This window comes from Mycoplana rhizolycopersici (genome assembly GCF_013378445.1).
GTDB classification, from domain to species: domain Bacteria; phylum Pseudomonadota; class Alphaproteobacteria; order Rhizobiales; family Rhizobiaceae; genus Mycoplana; species Mycoplana rhizolycopersici.
Genome location: NZ_JABXYK010000001.1, coordinates 1 through 15,474, shown reverse-complemented (window position 1 = coordinate 15,474; position 15,474 = coordinate 1). Strand labels below are relative to the sequence as shown.

Annotated in this window: 12 protein-coding genes; 8 read left to right on the top strand and 4 right to left on the bottom strand. The window is 63.7% G+C overall.

Annotated features, from left to right (window positions below):
• The first annotated feature begins 1 nt into the window (after nt 1).
• A complete protein-coding gene (locus tag HV823_RS00060; RefSeq protein WP_246300582.1) occupies nt 2–598 on the top strand; it encodes a DUF3291 domain-containing protein in 597 nt (198 codons plus the stop codon).
• Between the two features lie 38 nt (nt 599–636).
• Here HV823_RS00060 and ubiG read toward each other — a convergent pair whose 3' ends face one another.
• From ubiG to HV823_RS00045, 3 genes are all read right to left on the bottom strand, one after another.
• Nucleotides 637–1,386, bottom strand: a complete 750-nt coding sequence (gene ubiG / locus HV823_RS00055) for a bifunctional 2-polyprenyl-6-hydroxyphenol methylase/3-demethylubiquinol 3-O-methyltransferase UbiG (RefSeq protein ID WP_176947713.1) — start codon at nt 1,384–1,386, stop codon at nt 637–639.
• A 139-nt stretch (nt 1,387–1,525) separates the two neighbouring features.
• Nucleotides 1,526–1,927 (bottom strand): YybH family protein, encoded by a 402-nt coding sequence (locus HV823_RS00050; RefSeq protein WP_176947712.1) that lies wholly within the window; start codon nt 1,925–1,927, stop codon nt 1,526–1,528.
• Nucleotides 1,928–2,071: 144 nt separating this feature from the next.
• Nucleotides 2,072–2,938 (bottom strand): LysR family transcriptional regulator, encoded by an 867-nt coding sequence (locus HV823_RS00045; RefSeq protein ID WP_176947711.1) that lies wholly within the window; start codon nt 2,936–2,938, stop codon nt 2,072–2,074.
• 102 nt (nt 2,939–3,040) lie between these two features.
• Between HV823_RS00045 and HV823_RS00040 the strand changes: the two genes are divergently transcribed.
• The 7 genes from HV823_RS00040 to clpB all read left to right on the top strand — a co-directional run bounded on the left by HV823_RS00040 (nt 3,041) and on the right by clpB (nt 13,015).
• Entirely contained in the window at nt 3,041–3,283 is a 243-nt protein-coding gene (locus HV823_RS00040; protein WP_176947710.1) for a hypothetical protein, read from the top strand.
• A 119-nt stretch (nt 3,284–3,402) separates the two neighbouring features.
• Nucleotides 3,403–4,677, top strand: a complete 1,275-nt coding sequence (locus HV823_RS00035; protein WP_176947709.1) for an aspartate kinase — start codon at nt 3,403–3,405, stop codon at nt 4,675–4,677.
• A gap of 69 nt (nt 4,678–4,746) precedes the next feature.
• Complete coding sequence (gene ptsP / locus HV823_RS00030) at nt 4,747–7,014, top strand: phosphoenolpyruvate--protein phosphotransferase (RefSeq protein WP_176947708.1); 2,268 nt, start codon at nt 4,747–4,749, stop codon at nt 7,012–7,014.
• 124 nt (nt 7,015–7,138) lie between these two features.
• On the top strand, nt 7,139–8,221 hold the full coding sequence (gene prfA, locus HV823_RS00025; protein ID WP_176947707.1) for a peptide chain release factor 1: 1,083 nt from the start codon (nt 7,139–7,141) through the stop codon (nt 8,219–8,221).
• Between the two features lie 3 nt (nt 8,222–8,224).
• Nucleotides 8,225–9,088: a peptide chain release factor N(5)-glutamine methyltransferase gene (prmC, locus tag HV823_RS00020; RefSeq protein ID WP_176947706.1), complete on the top strand. Its 864-nt coding sequence runs from the start codon at nt 8,225–8,227 to the stop codon at nt 9,086–9,088.
• A 344-nt stretch (nt 9,089–9,432) separates the two neighbouring features.
• Nucleotides 9,433–10,098: a DUF4167 domain-containing protein gene (locus tag HV823_RS00015; protein ID WP_176947705.1), complete on the top strand. Its 666-nt coding sequence runs from the start codon at nt 9,433–9,435 to the stop codon at nt 10,096–10,098.
• Between the two features lie 313 nt (nt 10,099–10,411).
• Nucleotides 10,412–13,015 carry an ATP-dependent chaperone ClpB gene (gene clpB, locus HV823_RS00010; protein ID WP_176947704.1) on the top strand — a complete coding sequence of 868 codons (2,604 nt, stop codon included), beginning with the start codon at nt 10,412–10,414 and terminating at the stop codon, nt 13,013–13,015.
• 94 nt (nt 13,016–13,109) lie between these two features.
• Here clpB and HV823_RS00005 read toward each other — a convergent pair whose 3' ends face one another.
• Nucleotides 13,110–15,047, bottom strand: a complete 1,938-nt coding sequence (locus HV823_RS00005) for a M23 family metallopeptidase (RefSeq protein WP_176948159.1) — start codon at nt 15,045–15,047, stop codon at nt 13,110–13,112.
• Between the last annotated feature and the right edge of the window lie 427 nt (nt 15,048–15,474).

The following is a 15,474-nucleotide window of genomic DNA, read 5'->3' as shown; positions in this document are numbered from 1 at the left end:
GATGGCGCCTCATCGTCCCGCGCCGAGCCATCATCTCGCGATGTATAATTTCGGGCTGCATGTGGACGAATACGAGAGTCCGGCCGTGCAAGGCTTTCGCCTGCGGGAGGCGGCCAATTTCGCGGCGGCGCAGAAGGCCAAAGGCTTTGTCGGCCGCTCCGGATATGCCGGTGTCGAGGGGCCGGAAAGCTGGGGCGAGCAGGTTTTCCCGCGCTTCATCGCGGCGAGCGGCTTCGATAGCGGGCCGTCGTCCCTGTCGCTCTGGCACGACCTGGAATCGCTGATGGCATTCTCCTACAATGGCGTCCATGCCGACGCGCTGAAGCATGCGCGCCACTGGAACCGCAAGCAAAGCTGGCCGCCGCTGGTGTTGTGGTGGGTCGACGCGGGCACGCGGCCAAAATGGGCCGATGGGGTCGCACGGCTGGAGCATCTGCACGACAAGGGTCCCAGTCCCGTCGCCTTCACATTCAAGGCTGCGTTCGACCCGTCCGGTGGGGCTGTCGTCATCGACCGTGGCCGTGTGCGGCAACTCGCCGAGGCCAATGCACGTGATCAGGCTGACCTGCTGGCGCACGTCCACTCCCTGAAACCCTGAGATGGCGATGGCAACGGTTCAGCCGGCCCGCGCCGAGCTCAGGCCTTTGCGCGGCGTGCGACCAGCATGTAGTTGACGTCCATGTCCTTGGACAGGTTCCACTGGTTGGAAAGCGGATTGAAGAAGACGCCGGTACGATCGGTCACCGACAGGCCTGCGGCCTGGAGCGGCTTTTCGATCTCCTCGGGGCGCACCAGCTTTTCATACTGGTGGGTGCCCTTAGGCAGCCAGCGCAGCACGTTCTCCGCGGCGAAAATCGCCAGGGCTGCCGCCTTGAGGGTGCGGTTGATGGTGGCGACGAACATCATGCCGTCCGGGCGCACCATGGAGGCGCAGGTGGTAAGGAAGAAGTCCACATCGGCGACGTGTTCGACCACTTCCATGTTCAAGACGATATCGAAGCTCTCGCCGGCTTCGGCCAAAGCCTCGGCTGTCACCGCGCGATAGTCCACCTCGACACCGCTGCCGGCCGCATGGGTCTTGGCAATACCGATATTCTTCTCCGAAGCGTCGGCACCGACGACGATGGCACCCATGCGCGCCATCGGTTCGGACAGCAGGCCACCGCCGCAGCCGATGTCGAGCACACGCAGGCCTTCGAGCGGAAGATGGGCTTTCGGATCCCGGCCAAAGTGCGCCGAGGCTGCATCGCGGATGTAGGCAAGGCGAACCGGATTGAACTTGTGCAGCGGACGGAATTTTCCGTTCGGATCCCACCATTCCGCAGCCATGGCCGAGAAACGGTCCACTTCGGCCTGGTCGATGGTCGTGCGCGCAGTCTCGCTCATGGCGGCTCCTTTTCCTTCCGCTCCTGAAGTCGGACGGTTGGGCGTTGAAGTCAAGTCCGCCGCCGACATTCGCATTGCCCAGGACGGGGCTGCGTGGTTCTGCCGCGTGTCGTTGGTCCGGATTTGGTGAAGAACATTTTCAAGCCTTGTCGGCAAGATCAGCGTGCCGGTGCACCAGTTGCCATCGGCCGTTAGAACGGCGGAAGATTTCGGTGACGCGAAGGCGCATCGGTACGGGGTCGGGGAGGCCCTTCAGGCGTGCGGTGGCATTCTGGTAGCCGACCCAATAGCCGAATTTGCCGTCGTGGCCCATGTGGATGATCTCGATGTCGCTCTCGCCGCCGGGATCGAAGGAGGCGGCATCGTCCACGTAACGGGCGAGTACCTCGTCTGCCCCTTCCACCACCGTTCCCCGTGGGTGGAAGAAGCTTGCGGGCGACGTTGCGGCGGCGATCGCCTCTAGCGGGCCGGCATCGCCATTGATGTAGGCGCGGGCAACTTCCTTACGTTTCTGGATGAAGGCGTGGAAATCGTCGGACATGGATGCGTCTCCATTCGGCTCGTCCCATCCGCGTCGGCACGAGTTCCGGTTCGTTCGGCTCGCCCACGCGTCGAGGCAATCTTCCGTCGTTCCGCCGACCGATGCAACCTCTCGCCCGCTGTGGCGAAGAATGACGGCTGCCTGTTATCCCAGGGCGCTCGGCTGGAAGGCTGCCCGGATGACCTCCATCATGCTGGTGATAGCAGCACTCGACCGATGCGGATTGAGTTTCAGCACCACGCGTGACGAATCCACCGGCGGGAAACCGTCGTCGCGGGTAAGTTCCCGCGCGGCGGGCGGGATATTGCTGCGGGCCAGGGGAGCGATGGCGAGCCCCGCCGTCACGGCCGTTGCAAGCCCGCTGCAGGTGTCGCAGCTGAACGCCTCGCGATAGGGAATCGTATGCTGCTGCAACGAACGGAGCGCGAAATCGCGAAACCAGTCGGAGTTTCGATAAACCGCGATCGGCACCGGCCGTAACAGGTGCAGTTCGTGGGCGCGCGACGTCACCCAGACGGTGGGGTCGACGCAAAGCACGTCGCCGCTCTGGGTGCCGCGCCAGTCGAAGACGACGGCGAGGTCAAGCTCGTCGTTCTCCAGCGCCTTGGCCTGCTGTGCCGAGTGTCCGCAAAGCACGGTGACCTCGGTGGCGGGATGGCACTCGGCAAAAGCCGCCAGCGCCCGCGGCAGCACCGTCTGCGTATACTCCTCCGGGATGCCGACACGGACCGGTCCGTCCAGAGGCTTGGACCGCATGGCGGACGCTGTCTCGTCGATCAGGCCGACGATGCGCTGTGCATAGGGAACGAGACGCCGCCCTTCCGCGGACAAGGTCACGCCGCGCGGCCCGCGCTCGAACAGCGGTGCGCCGACGGCTTCCTCCAGCCGCTTGACCTGCATGCTGATTGCGGACTGGGTGCGGCCGAGCATGGCGGCGGAGCGCGTGACGTTCCCCGTGTCCGCTATGATCAGGAAGGCCCGAAGAAGTTCGCTTTCAAGCGGCAGCGACATGTTTGCGGCGCCATCTGTTTTTCTGATGGCTGCATCATAACTATTCGTTTGTGGAATGTCTATCGCAGGGGAACCATCGAGCTTCCTGATGGGGAGGCGCGTGTGAGCAAGTGGCGATGGACGTGGAAGTCATGCCTCGACAGATTTGAGGATCGGCTGCAGCGGGCGCGCAACGATGCGGCCATGCGGCACTTCGTGTCGGTGCTGATCGTGCGCGGGGACAGACGCCTTCTTGCGGATGCCGGTCTGGATGGGCAAGGGCGGCCCGATCGCCCGCAGAGCTGCAAGGAAAAGCCAGTGTATCGCGGGCAACCTGTCGCCGAGTGGGCGCGCCGGTACGGCTGAGCGTACCGCAGCTTGGCCGACCGCCAACAAACCCGCCATTGCGCCCCGCCCCCTCTTCGGTTAAGAGACGCCGCGACTTTCCGCGCGTCTGCGCGACCCACCAGTACCGGTAGACAGATATGGCACGCATCGTGATGAAATTCGGCGGAACTTCCGTCGCTGACCTGGACCGCATTCACAATGTCGCGCGCCACGTCAAACGCGAGGTCGATGCGGGTCACGAAGTGGCCGTCGTCGTTTCGGCGATGTCGGGCAAGACCAACGAACTCGTCGGCTGGGTGCATGGCATGCCGAAGGCGACGGGCGCAAGCTCGCCCTTCTACGACGCGCGCGAATACGACACGATCGTCGCCTCCGGCGAGCAGGTCACTTCCGGCCTTCTGGCCATCGCTTTGCAGTCAATGGGTATCAACGCCCGCTCCTGGCAGGGCTGGCAGATCCCGATCAAGACGGACAACGCGCACGGTGCGGCGCGGATCCTCGACATCAACGGGGACGAGATCATCCGCCGCATGGGCGAGGGCCAGGTCGCCGTCGTTGCCGGCTTCCAGGGAATCGGCCCGGACAACCGCGTCGCCACGCTCGGCCGCGGCGGTTCGGATACGTCTGCGGTGGCGATTGCGGCAGCGGTGAAGGCAGACCGTTGCGATATCTATACCGACGTAGACGGCGTCTACACGACCGACCCGCGCATCGAGCCCAAGGCGCGCCGCCTGAAGAAGATCGCCTTCGAGGAAATGCTGGAAATGGCGTCGCTGGGCGCCAAGGTTCTGCAGGTGCGCTCGGTCGAGCTCGCCATGGTGCACAAGGTGCGCACCTTCGTGCGCTCGTCCTTCGAGGATCCCGATGCGCCGGGCATGGGCGATCTTCTGAACCCGCCCGGTACGCTGATTTGTGATGAGGAAGAGATCGTGGAACAGGAAGTCGTAACCGGCATCGCCTATGCCAAGGATGAAGCGCAGATTTCGCTCCGGCGCGTCGCCGACCGCCCGGGTGTTTCGGCTGCGATCTTCGGCCCGCTGGCCGAGGCCCACATTAATGTGGACATGATCGTCCAGAATATTTCCGAGGACGGTTCGAAGACCGACATGACCTTCACCGTCCCCTCCGGCGACGTCGAGAAGTCGCTCAAGGTTCTGGAAGCGGCGAAGGAGAAGGTCGGTTTCGACGTGATCCAGCACGAGACGGGCCTGGTCAAGGTCTCCGTCATCGGCATCGGCATGCGCAGCCACGCAGGTGTGGCCGCCTCGGCCTTCCGGGCGCTGGCCGACAAGGGCATCAACATCAAGGCCATCACCACCTCGGAAATCAAGATTTCCATCCTGATCGACGGCCCCTACGCGGAACTCGCAGTACGGACTTTGCATTCCGTCTACGGTCTCGATAAGAAGTAATCGACCGGATTCGTCGGGCAGATTCCCGACGGCTTTACGGGTGGGTTCATTTTCGGGAGACGCCACGCGATGAGAGATCTCTCCGCGGGTCCGCGCGTCCTTCTCAAGCGGCTGCGCGAATTGATGGCGGAGCCGCTCGAGCCACAGGAGCGCCTGGACCAGATCGTGCGCCAGATCGCACAGAACATGGTCGCGGAAGTATGCTCCGTCTATGTGCTTCGCTCGGACGGTGTTCTCGAACTCTACGCCACCGAGGGCCTCAATCCCGGCGCCGTGCACCTTGCGCAGCTGAAAATGGGGCAAGGCCTCGTTGGCACGATCGCAGCTTCGGCGCAGCCGCTGAACCTCTCGGATGCGCAATCGCATCCCGCTTTCCGCTATCTTCCAGAGACCGGTGAGGAGATCTATCACTCCTTTCTCGGTGTGCCGATCCTCAGGACCGGGCGCGCGCTCGGCGTTCTCGTCGTGCAGAACAAGGCGAGCCGGACCTATCGCGAAGATGAGCTGGAGGCGCTTGAGACCACTGCGATGGTCATCGCCGAAATGGTGGCAACGGGCGAGCTGAAGAAACTGACCAAGCCCGGCCTCGAACTGGACCTGTCGCGTCCGGTATCGATCGACGGCGCCGGTTTCTGCGAAGGAATCGGGCTCGGCTACGTCGTGCTGCACGAGCCGCGCATCGTCGTCACGAACCTTCTCAACGAGGATTCGGAACACGAGCTGGGCCGTCTGGCGGAAGCGCTCGGGTCCTTGCGCATCTCGATCGACGACATGTTGTCGCGCCGCGACGTGCCGGTGGAGGGCGAGCATCGCGAGGTGCTGGAGACCTACCGCATGTTCGCCCATGACCGCGGCTGGGTACGCAAGCTGGAAGAAGCGATCCGCAACGGCCTGACGGCGGAGGCCGCCGTCGAACGGGTGCAGAGCGAGACCAAGGCGCGGATGATCCGCCTGACGGACCCCTATCTGCGCGAGCGCATGCACGATTTCGACGACCTTGCCAACAGGCTGCTGCGCCAGCTGACGGGCTATGGCGCCAAGCTTTCAGCCGCAAGCTTCCCCGGCGACGCGATCGTCGTTGCCCGTGCCATGGGTGCTGCCGAATTGCTCGACTATCCGCGGGAAAACGTCCGCGGTCTTGTGCTGGAGGAGGGGGCCGTCACGAGCCACGTCGTCATCGTGGCGCGCGCCATGGGTATCCCGGTCGTCGGGCAGGCTGCCGGCGCGGTGGCGCTGGCGGAAAATGGCGACGCCGTCATCATCGACGGCGACGAGGCGAAGGTTCACCTGCGCCCGGTCCAGGACCTGCAGCGATCCTACGAGGAGAAGGTGCGGCTGCGCGCCCGGCGGCAGGCCCAGTACCGTGCGCTCGTCGCAGTCGATCCGGTGACCAAGGACGGAAAGCAGATCAACCTGCAGATGAATGCCGGACTTCTGGTGGATCTGCCGCATCTCGCCGAATCGGGGGCGCTGGGCATCGGCCTGTTCCGTACCGAGCTGCAGTTCATGATCGCCTCTACCATGCCGAAGGCGGAGGAGCAGGAAGGCTTCTACCGCAGCGTCCTGAAGCAAGCGGCTGGACGGCCGGTGACCTTTCGCACGCTCGACATCGGCGGCGACAAGGTGGTGCCCTACTTCCGCGGCACGGACGAGGAAAACCCGGCGCTCGGATGGCGGGCCGTGCGCCTCTCGCTCGATCGGCCCGGGCTTTTGCGGACGCAACTGCGGGCGATGCTTCGTGCCGCCGCCGGTGGCGAACTGCGGCTGATGGTGCCGATGGTGACGGAGGTTGCCGAACTTCGGGAGGTGCGCGGGCTCCTGCAGAAGGAAATCGAGCGGCAGTCGAAGATCGGCGAACAACTGCCGAAGAAGCTGCAGTTCGGTGCGATGCTGGAAGTGCCGGCGCTGCTCTGGCAGCTGGACGAACTCATGACGGAAGTGGACTTCGTATCCGTCGGCTCGAACGACCTGTTCCAGTTCACCATGGCGGTGGACCGGGGAAACGCGCGCGTGTCCGACCGCTTCGACATTCTCGGCCGGCCGTTCCTTCGCGTCTTGCGCGATATCGTCCGGGCCGGCGAGCGCCATGCAACGCCCGTCACCCTTTGTGGCGAGATGGCCGGCAAGCCGATTTCGGCGATGGCGCTGCTGGGTCTCGGCTTCCGCTCGGTTTCCATGTCCGCGACGGCACTCGGGCCGGTCAAGGCCATGCTGCTCAGCCTCGAAGCCGACAAGCTGGGCGTCGTGATGGAAGAGGCTTTGAACGACACCCGGCCGGTTCGTTCGGTACGGCAGATCCTGACGGACTTTGCCGCCGAGAACGGAATTCCGCTTTAGCGGCACCCATCGCGATCGGCCAACTTGTCAGCCGGCCTCAATCGCCCGATCATCAACATCCGCGCTGTCATGAAACACCCGATCCGGTTTTCTGGCGTGCGCGGCGGAAATCTGGAGTTCTACGGTGGCGAAGCTTCCGGTCGAAAAAATGCGGGAACTGGAGCGGCGCTTCGGCGAGATCGAAGCGCGCATGTCTGCGGGGCCGGATTCCGATACGTATGTCAAACTGGCATCGGAGTATTCGGAACTGCAGCCGGTCGTGACGAAGATCCGCGAGTACGAGAAGGCCGGCAGCGAGATTGCCGATCTGGAGGCGATGCTCGCCGACAAGGGCACCGACCGCGAGATGCGCGACCTTGCCGAATTGGAGTTGCCCGACCTGAAGGAGCGGATCGAGAAGCTGGAGCAGGACATGCAGATCCTTCTCCTGCCCAAGGATGCGGCCGACGAAAAGAGTGCGATCGTGGAAATCCGCGCTGGCACCGGCGGCTCCGAGGCGGCACTTTTTGCCGGCGATCTCTTTCGTATGTACGAACGTTTCGCCGCTGCGAACGGCTGGAAGGTGGAAGTGCTCTCTGCCAGCGAGGGCGAGGCGGGTGGCTACAAGGAGATCATCGCCACAATCTCGGGGCGCGGGGTGTTCGCCAAGATGAAATTCGAATCCGGCGTGCATCGCGTCCAGCGCGTGCCCGAGACGGAAGCGAGCGGACGCATCCACACGTCGGCTGCGACCGTTGCGGTGCTTCCGGAGGCCGAGGATATCGACATCGAAATCCGCCCGGAAGACATTCGCATCGACACCATGCGCTCGTCGGGTGCTGGCGGCCAGCACGTCAACACGACCGACTCCGCTGTGCGCATAACCCATCTGCCGACCGGCCTCGTCGTAACAAGTTCCGAGAAATCGCAGCACCAGAACCGCGCAAAGGCCATGCAGGTGCTGCGGTCGCGGCTCTACGACATGGAGCGTCAGCGGGCGGAGAGTGAACGCTCGGCCGACCGCAAGAGCCAGGTGGGGTCCGGCGACCGCTCGGAGCGCATCCGCACCTACAATTTCCCGCAGGGTCGCGTCACCGATCACCGCATCAACCTGACGCTCTACAAGCTCGACCGGATGATGGAAGGCGAGATCGACGAAGTGGTCGATGCGTTGCTGGCGGACTATCAGGCCGGCCAGTTGGCGCAGCTTTCCGAACAGCGGGGCTGAGGCGTGCCCGGCGCGCTTCTATCCGACGTCCTGGCCCAAGCGCGGCGTCGGCTCGCCGATGGCGGAATTGCGGATGCGGCACGCGAGGCCCGCCTGCTTGTCGGCGGCCTTCTTGGCCTCGAGCCGGCTGCGATGATCTCCGGCGGAGCGCGGGTGATCGACGAGGCGCAGCAGGGGATCGTCGCCGCTGCAATTGCCCGCAGGCTTGGCCGGGAACCCGTTTTCCGGATCCTCGGGCGGCGGCCGTTCTTCGGGCTGATGCTTTCGCTGTCACCCGAGACGCTCGAGCCCAGGCCGGATACCGAAATCCTGGTCGAGCGGCTCATTCCTGTGGCGGAGCGGATCGTCGCGGCGAAGGGAAGTTGCCGCATCCTCGATCTTGGCACGGGTACCGGGGCGATCTGCCTGGCGCTGGTCGAAGCCGTGTCCGGCGCGGTGGGTACGGGAACCGATATTTCGGAAGGCGCCCTTGAAACGGCGCGGGCGAATGCCCAGCTTAATGATCTGTCGGATCGGTTCGAAGCTCTGAGGAGCGACTGGTTCACCGCCGTGAGCGGTCGATACGACATTATCGTTTCCAACCCGCCCTATATTCGCTCCGCCGTGGTCGATGAACTGGCCGATGAGGTGAAGCGTTTCGATCCCAGGCGGGCATTGGACGGTGGCGGCGACGGGCTCGATGCCTACCGCGCCATCGCCAATGGGGCACATGCGCATCTGGCGCCCGGCGGCGTGGTAGGCCTGGAGATCGGTTTCGACCAGCGCCAAGCGGTGACCGAACTGATGCTGGCAAAGGGTTTTCGCCTCGTGGAGGCGGCAAGCGACCTCGGTGGAAACGACCGTGTTCTCATTTTTGCCGGTATGTAGGCTACGACAAGGGCCGCAAGTGCACAAATTCCGCTGCCAACGCAGAAGGGTCGCAAAGAAAAGGCTTGGAATCAGCGGTGAAGCGGGATAGGTTGCCCCTACGCACAGGGCAAGGTCATGGGAAACAGATTCGCTCTGCAATGACCGACGCGAAGCTTCCTCTCAAAGAAGAGTTGCTGGGGTTAGAAGCTGCTCTGTGCAGGTACCTGTCAATTTGACGTTCAGCGGCGACAGGACCACCGAAGGGCGTGGTGTGTTCTCCGACGAAATTTGTCCGGGTCTGCTTGTGCGGCCGGGCGGTGTAAATACACGATCATCAAGACCAGAGTTCAGGTGAGTGAAATATGAGGCCAGGACAGCAAAACAAGCGCGGCCGCGGGCGTAACAACAACAATAACAACAACAACAACAACAGCAATTTCCGCAAGGGCGGCGGCAATCCCCTGACCCGGACCTACGACAGCTCCGGTCCGGACGTGAAGATCAGGGGCACGGCTCAGACGATTGCGGAGAAATACGCAGCGTTGGCCCGCGATGCCCAGAGTTCCGGCGACCGGGTGATTGCGGAGAACTATCTTCAGCACGCCGAGCACTATAATCGTATCATCCTGTCTGCCCAGCAGCAGATGCAGGAGCGCCATCAGCGCGACGATCGCCAGGACTTCAACGATCGGGACGGCTTTGACCGCGAGGACGATGATTTCGCTGCGGATGATGCACCCGTTGCTGCACCTGCCGTGCCTGCATCCGCGCCGCTACCGGCCGCAGCGGCTGCGCCCGAGCCCGTCGCGGTTGCCGAGCCCGTAATCGACGGCACCGGCCCGCAGCCGGTCATCGAAGGCACGCCGGCAGAGGTGTCGCTTGAAGAAGAGGCATCGGCGCCTCAGCCTTCGCGCCGCCGCAGCGCCCCCCGTCAAAGGCGCCCGCGTCGCACCGAAGCCCAGAAGGCTGGGGAAGAAGCGACGGATTCGGGCGAAGGCCCGGTGCTGGAGCCAGCGGCTTCCGAGTGAATTTCCATCGCGCCGCCGGTATTCGGCGGACGACTGGCCCGATTGAAACGGCCGCCTGCAACGCTGTGTTGGGGGCGGCTTTTCTTTTGTCTTTCCTCTGCTTCGAGGTTGGGCCTGCCGGCCTGGCAAAAAGTCTGCGGCGGAGGCGGGCGCCTCCCTTTAATTCGGTTGCCGCCTCCCCATATTCCGTGTGCAGTTGACATGCTTCAATGCCATGCAATCTCGCAATTGACAGGTTTGCCGAGAACGGGAGCCTGATCCTGAATCGCCGACCGGTGCCTGAGCGGGCCGGTCGAGACATGGAGGTCGTCATATGAATATCGATAAATACTCAGAGCGCGTTCGCGGGTTTTTGCAGTCCGCACAGACCAAGGCGCTCGCCGATGGCAATCCGCAATTCACACCTGAGCACATCCTGAAAGTTCTGCTCGACGACGAGCAGGGCATGGCAGCGTCGCTGATCGCGCGCGCCGGTGGCGATGCCAAGGAGGCACTGCGGGCGACGGAAGCAGCGATTGCCAAGCTTCCCAAAGTGAGCGGCGGCAACGGTTCGCTCTCGCTTGCGCAACCGCTTGCACGCGTTTTCGCAACCGCCGAGGATGCGGCCAAGAAGGCGGGCGACAGCTTCGTCACCGTGGAGCGCCTGCTTCTGGCGCTGGCGATCGAGAAGTCGGCAGCCACCGCCGACATCCTCGCCAAGGCTGGACTTTCCCCGCAGGCTCTCAACCAGGTCATCAATGACCTGCGTAAGGGCCGCACCGCCGATACCGCCAATGCCGAACAGGGCTTCGACGCGCTGAAGAAGTACGCGCGCGACCTGACAGCGGATGCGCGTGAGGGCAAGCTCGATCCGGTGATCGGCCGCGACGATGAAATCCGTCGTGCCATCCAGGTCCTGTCCCGCCGCACCAAGAACAATCCCGTACTGATCGGCGAGCCCGGCGTCGGCAAGACCGCGATCGCCGAAGGGCTGGCGCTGCGTATCGTCAACGGCGACGTGCCGGAGAGCCTGAAGGACAAGCGGCTGATGGCGCTCGACATGGGCGCGTTGATCGCGGGCGCGAAATATCGCGGTGAGTTCGAGGAACGGCTAAAAGCCGTGCTCAACGAGGTTCAGTCGGAGAACGGCGAGATCATCCTGTTCATCGACGAGATGCACACGCTCGTCGGTGCCGGCAAGGCGGACGGCGCGATGGACGCGTCCAACCTCCTGAAGCCGGCGCTTGCCCGCGGCGAGCTGCACTGCGTTGGCGCGACCACGCTCGACGAGTACCGCAAGCATGTCGAGAAGGATCCGGCGCTCGCACGGCGCTTCCAGCCCGTCTTCATCGAGGAGCCGACCGTCGAGGATACGATCTCGATCCTGCGCGGCCTGAAGGAGAAATATGAGCAGCATCACAAGGTGCGGATTTCCGATTCCGCCCTGGTTGCGGCTGCGACCCTCTCCAACCGCTACATCACCGACCGGTTCCTGCCAGACAAGGCGATCGACCTGATGGACGAAGCGGCGGCCCGCCTCCGTATGCAGGTGGATTCCAAGCCGGAGGAACTCGACGAGCTCGATCGGCGGATCATTCAGCTGAAGATCGAGCGCGAGGCGCTCAAGAAGGAGACCGACCGGTCCTCGCAGGACCGGCTGGAAAAGCTCGAGGTCGACCTGACCGCCCTGGAAGAGCAGGCCGCCGCATTGACCGCGCGCTGGCAGGCTGAGAAGAGCAAGCTCGGCCACGCCGCCGACCTGAAGAAGAAGCTCGACGAGGCCCGCAACGAACTGGCGATGGTTCAGCGTAGGGGCGAGTTCCAGCGTGCCGGTGAATTGACCTATGGCGTCATTCCGCAGCTCGAGAAGGAGCTGGAAGATGCCGAGGCGCAGGACAAGGGCGACCTCGATCCGATGGTGCAGGAGGTCGTCACTGCCGACAACATCGCGCATGTGGTGTCCCGCTGGACCGGAATCCCGGTCGACAAGATGCTGGAAGGCGAGCGTGACAAGCTGCTGCGGATGGAAGACGAGCTCGGCAGGTCGGTTGTCGGCCAGGGCGATGCCGTGCAGGCGGTATCGCGTGCCGTTCGCCGTGCGCGTGCCGGCCTGCAGGATCCGCACCGGCCGATCGGCTCGTTCATCTTCCTCGGCCCGACCGGCGTCGGCAAGACCGAGCTGACCAAGGCACTCGCGCGATTCCTCTTCGACGACGAGACGGCGATCGTGCGCATGGACATGTCCGAATACATGGAGAAGCACTCCGTGGCCCGGCTGATCGGCGCACCTCCCGGCTATGTCGGTTACGAGGAGGGCGGTTCGCTGACCGAGGCGATCCGCCGCCGGCCCTACCAGGTCGTCCTGTTCGACGAGATCGAGAAGGCCCATCCGGACGTCTTTAACGTGCTGCTGCAGGTGCTCGATGATGGCCGCCTGACCGACGGCCAGGGCCGCACGGTCGACTTCCGCAATACGCTGATCATCATGACGTCGAACCTCGGGGCCGAATATCTGGTCCAGCTCGGAGAGAACGATGACAGCGAGAAGGTTCGCGACGAGGTCATGGCGGTGGTGCGCGGGCATTTCCGTCCGGAGTTCCTCAACCGTGTCGACGAGATCATCCTGTTCCACCGCCTGCGGCGGCAGGAAATGGGGGCAATCGTCGATATCCAGCTCGGTCGTGTCCGGCAGTTGCTTGCCGAGCGCAAGATCACGCTGGAGCTGGACGAGGACGCCACCCACTGGCTGGCCGACAAGGGCTACGATCCCGTCTACGGCGCACGGCCGCTGAAGCGGGCGATCCAGAAGTACCTGCAGGATCCGCTGGCCGAGAAGATCCTCTCGGACGAGATTCCGGACGGCTCGACGGTGAAGGTCACTTCCGGGTCCGACCGGCTGCTCTTCCACACGGCGGGCAGCAAAAGCAAGGCGGCCTGAGGCCGTCGGCACGATATGGAAAAAATATGGCGCGCGGAGCGGATCCGCGCGCCTTTTCATTCAAACAACAAAGGGCCTGCGCGTCCGGAAGCGTTTACTTGGCTGCGACTTCGGCGTCATCCGCCGTGCGGCCGAGGAGGTCGTCGATGCGCTTGCGTTCGACCTGAAACTGCGCCAGCGCTTCACCGTCGAGCGACTTGCCGCCCGGCAGTCGAATTTTCAGCGGGTCGACCTTGTTGCCGTTGACGATCATCTCGTAGTGAAGATGCGGACCGGTCGAAAGGCCGGTGGTCCCGACCCATCCGATGACCTGGCCCTGCCGAACCTTGCCTCCGACCTTGACGCCCTTGGCGATCGCGCTCTGGTGGTTGTAGGACGACACATAGCCGTTGGCGTGGCGGATCAGGGTCTGGTTGCCGTAGCCACCGGAGTCCCAGCCCGCCTTTTCCACGGTGCCGTTGCCGGCTGCGATGATCGGCGTGCCGCGCGGTGCCGACCAGTCCACGCCGGTGTGCATACGGGAAAAGCCGAGGATCGGGTGACGGCGCATGCCGAATCCTGAACGGAACTTGCCGTTCGGTACCGGATTGCGCAGGAGGAACTGGCGAATGCTCTTGCCGTCCTCGTCATAGTAGTCGATCGCGCCGTCTTCAGGATCCTGGAAACGATAGACCCGCGTCTCGCTGTCGCCGAAGCGGGCATCGATGAAGAGCAGTTCCGAATCCTCCGTCGCGATCCCGGTGTCGTCGGCGACGGAGAAGAAGGCTTCCAGCGTATCGTTCGGCCGCAACTGCGCCTGGAAATCCACGTTGCTGGCCAGGATCCGGATCAGCTGTGCTGTCATGCCCTGGCTCATGCCGTAGGACAGCGCCGCGCGATAGATGCCGTCGTAGACGCGCGGCAGGTCGCGGCCGCTGGCGATCACCGGGCGACTGTCGCCGTCGAAGGCGGTCGCTACCGCCGAAAGCGGGGGCGGCTCCGCGCCCGGAATGAAACGTCCCTTGTCGTCAAGTGCTACAGTCGTGACGTGCCTGCCGCCGGAGTAGACCGACGCCCGCACGATGTCGGCCTGCTTGCCCTTCTGGATGACGCAGATGCGCAGCACGTCGCCCTGCGCAAGCTCGGCGCCGCCCAGCACGCCTTCGAAATAGCGCGACAGGTCCACCGCCTGCGCCTTGCTGTAACCGGAAGCGGTCATCAGCGCGACGATGTCCTGCGCCCGCCGGACCGGAATGACGTCCTCGGCATATTCGGGGTCGTCGTCCGTGCGCGTATCGAAATCGGAGACGCTCATGTTCTCCTCGACGACGCGCGCCGTCAGCCCCTGCAAAAGGTCGAGGTCGCCGGCATCGGAGGCAAAGCGCTGCGGGTCGACATAATAGAGGGAAGCGATCTGCGTGCTGCCGTCGGTGAGCGCCGAACCGTTGGTACGCACGTTCTCTTCGACTTCGTCCACGGACATCTGGTCGGAGAAGGCAAGTGCGGATCCGCCGGAAGGGAACTCCCCGCTCTTCAGGGCGACTTCGGATTCGACGTCGGAACCGTAGATCGTACCGGTACGGGCAACCGGCTGCTCGTCACGTCCGCCGTCGGAGAATATCGCGAGGGGATCGAACGGCGGATAGTCTTCCACAGACGGGCTGCTTGCCGCCAGCGCCATCGTCACATGGGCGAAGGGCTTGCGCCGGACGACTTCCTTCTCGCCGTCATGGATCATGGTCGAGACGTCCATGATCTTCTTGTCGGCGGGCTTGGCGACCATGGTGGGATCGAGAATGCGCTGGCCACGCTTGGCGGCACTTTCGGCATGGGGGACGTGGTCCTGCGGTTCCAGCGCCGCATAGGCCTCGGCGGGAATCGCCAGTTGCTGGCGGCCGTCGAGGGCTGCAAAGAGCGCGACCCCCATCAGTATGGAAGAGGTGATGCCGGTAAGGAACGTACCCGAGAGCCAGCGTAGCGAAATCTCGCGCCGGTCCGGGGCGCGCCGGCCATCCGCCAGCAGGGGCGGCTCGTCGCCGAGCGTGCGGATCATGTTCCTGTCGGTCGTCGTCATGCCGATCGCGTTTGTCCCGTGTCGTTGCGTCGCCGTGGCAGCGGCCAGAAGATGTACGTGTTGCAGGGCCAAGTCAAATCGGCGCCGGGATATACAGCCCTGAATCGCTTCCGCGCGCGTGCCCGCTCCGCTCATGACGGTGCCAATGTGAATAATTGAAGGCATAGTCGTGTGTTTCGGGTTGTTTTGGTCCTGTTTGAGAATTTTGGGGTGTTGGAATTCTGGAAAACCGGGGTTTTGGATTTGGTTTGGGGAAAAATTTCAAAAAACTGTCATTTGGGCTGTTGACTTGTTTTGTGTTGGGCCGTAGAAACCGCCTCACCAACGAGGGCGGCGGCGCTGCTGGCGACCGACGAACTCGCTCTAAGGTTCTTCTAGGAGATGCGGGCACATTGAAGCCGACAGG

What these genes read in the sequence shown, in the direction of transcription:
- HV823_RS00060 (WP_246300582.1), top strand. Translation starts at nt 2, where the DNA reads ATGGCGCCTCATCGTCCCGCGCCGAGCCATCATCTCGCGATGTATAAT.
- ubiG (WP_176947713.1), bottom strand. Translation starts at nt 1,386, where the DNA reads ATGAGCGAGACTGCGCGCACGACCATCGACCAGGCCGAAGTGGACCGT.
- HV823_RS00050 (WP_176947712.1), bottom strand. Translation starts at nt 1,927, where the DNA reads ATGTCCGACGATTTCCACGCCTTCATCCAGAAACGTAAGGAAGTTGCC.
- HV823_RS00045 (WP_176947711.1), bottom strand. Translation starts at nt 2,938, where the DNA reads ATGTCGCTGCCGCTTGAAAGCGAACTTCTTCGGGCCTTCCTGATCATA.
- HV823_RS00035 (WP_176947709.1), top strand. Translation starts at nt 3,403, where the DNA reads ATGGCACGCATCGTGATGAAATTCGGCGGAACTTCCGTCGCTGACCTG.
- ptsP (WP_176947708.1), top strand. Translation starts at nt 4,747, where the DNA reads ATGAGAGATCTCTCCGCGGGTCCGCGCGTCCTTCTCAAGCGGCTGCGC.
- HV823_RS00015 (WP_176947705.1), top strand. Translation starts at nt 9,433, where the DNA reads ATGAGGCCAGGACAGCAAAACAAGCGCGGCCGCGGGCGTAACAACAAC.
- clpB (WP_176947704.1), top strand. Translation starts at nt 10,412, where the DNA reads ATGAATATCGATAAATACTCAGAGCGCGTTCGCGGGTTTTTGCAGTCC.
- HV823_RS00005 (WP_176948159.1), bottom strand. Translation starts at nt 15,047, where the DNA reads ATGATCCGCACGCTCGGCGACGAGCCGCCCCTGCTGGCGGATGGCCGG.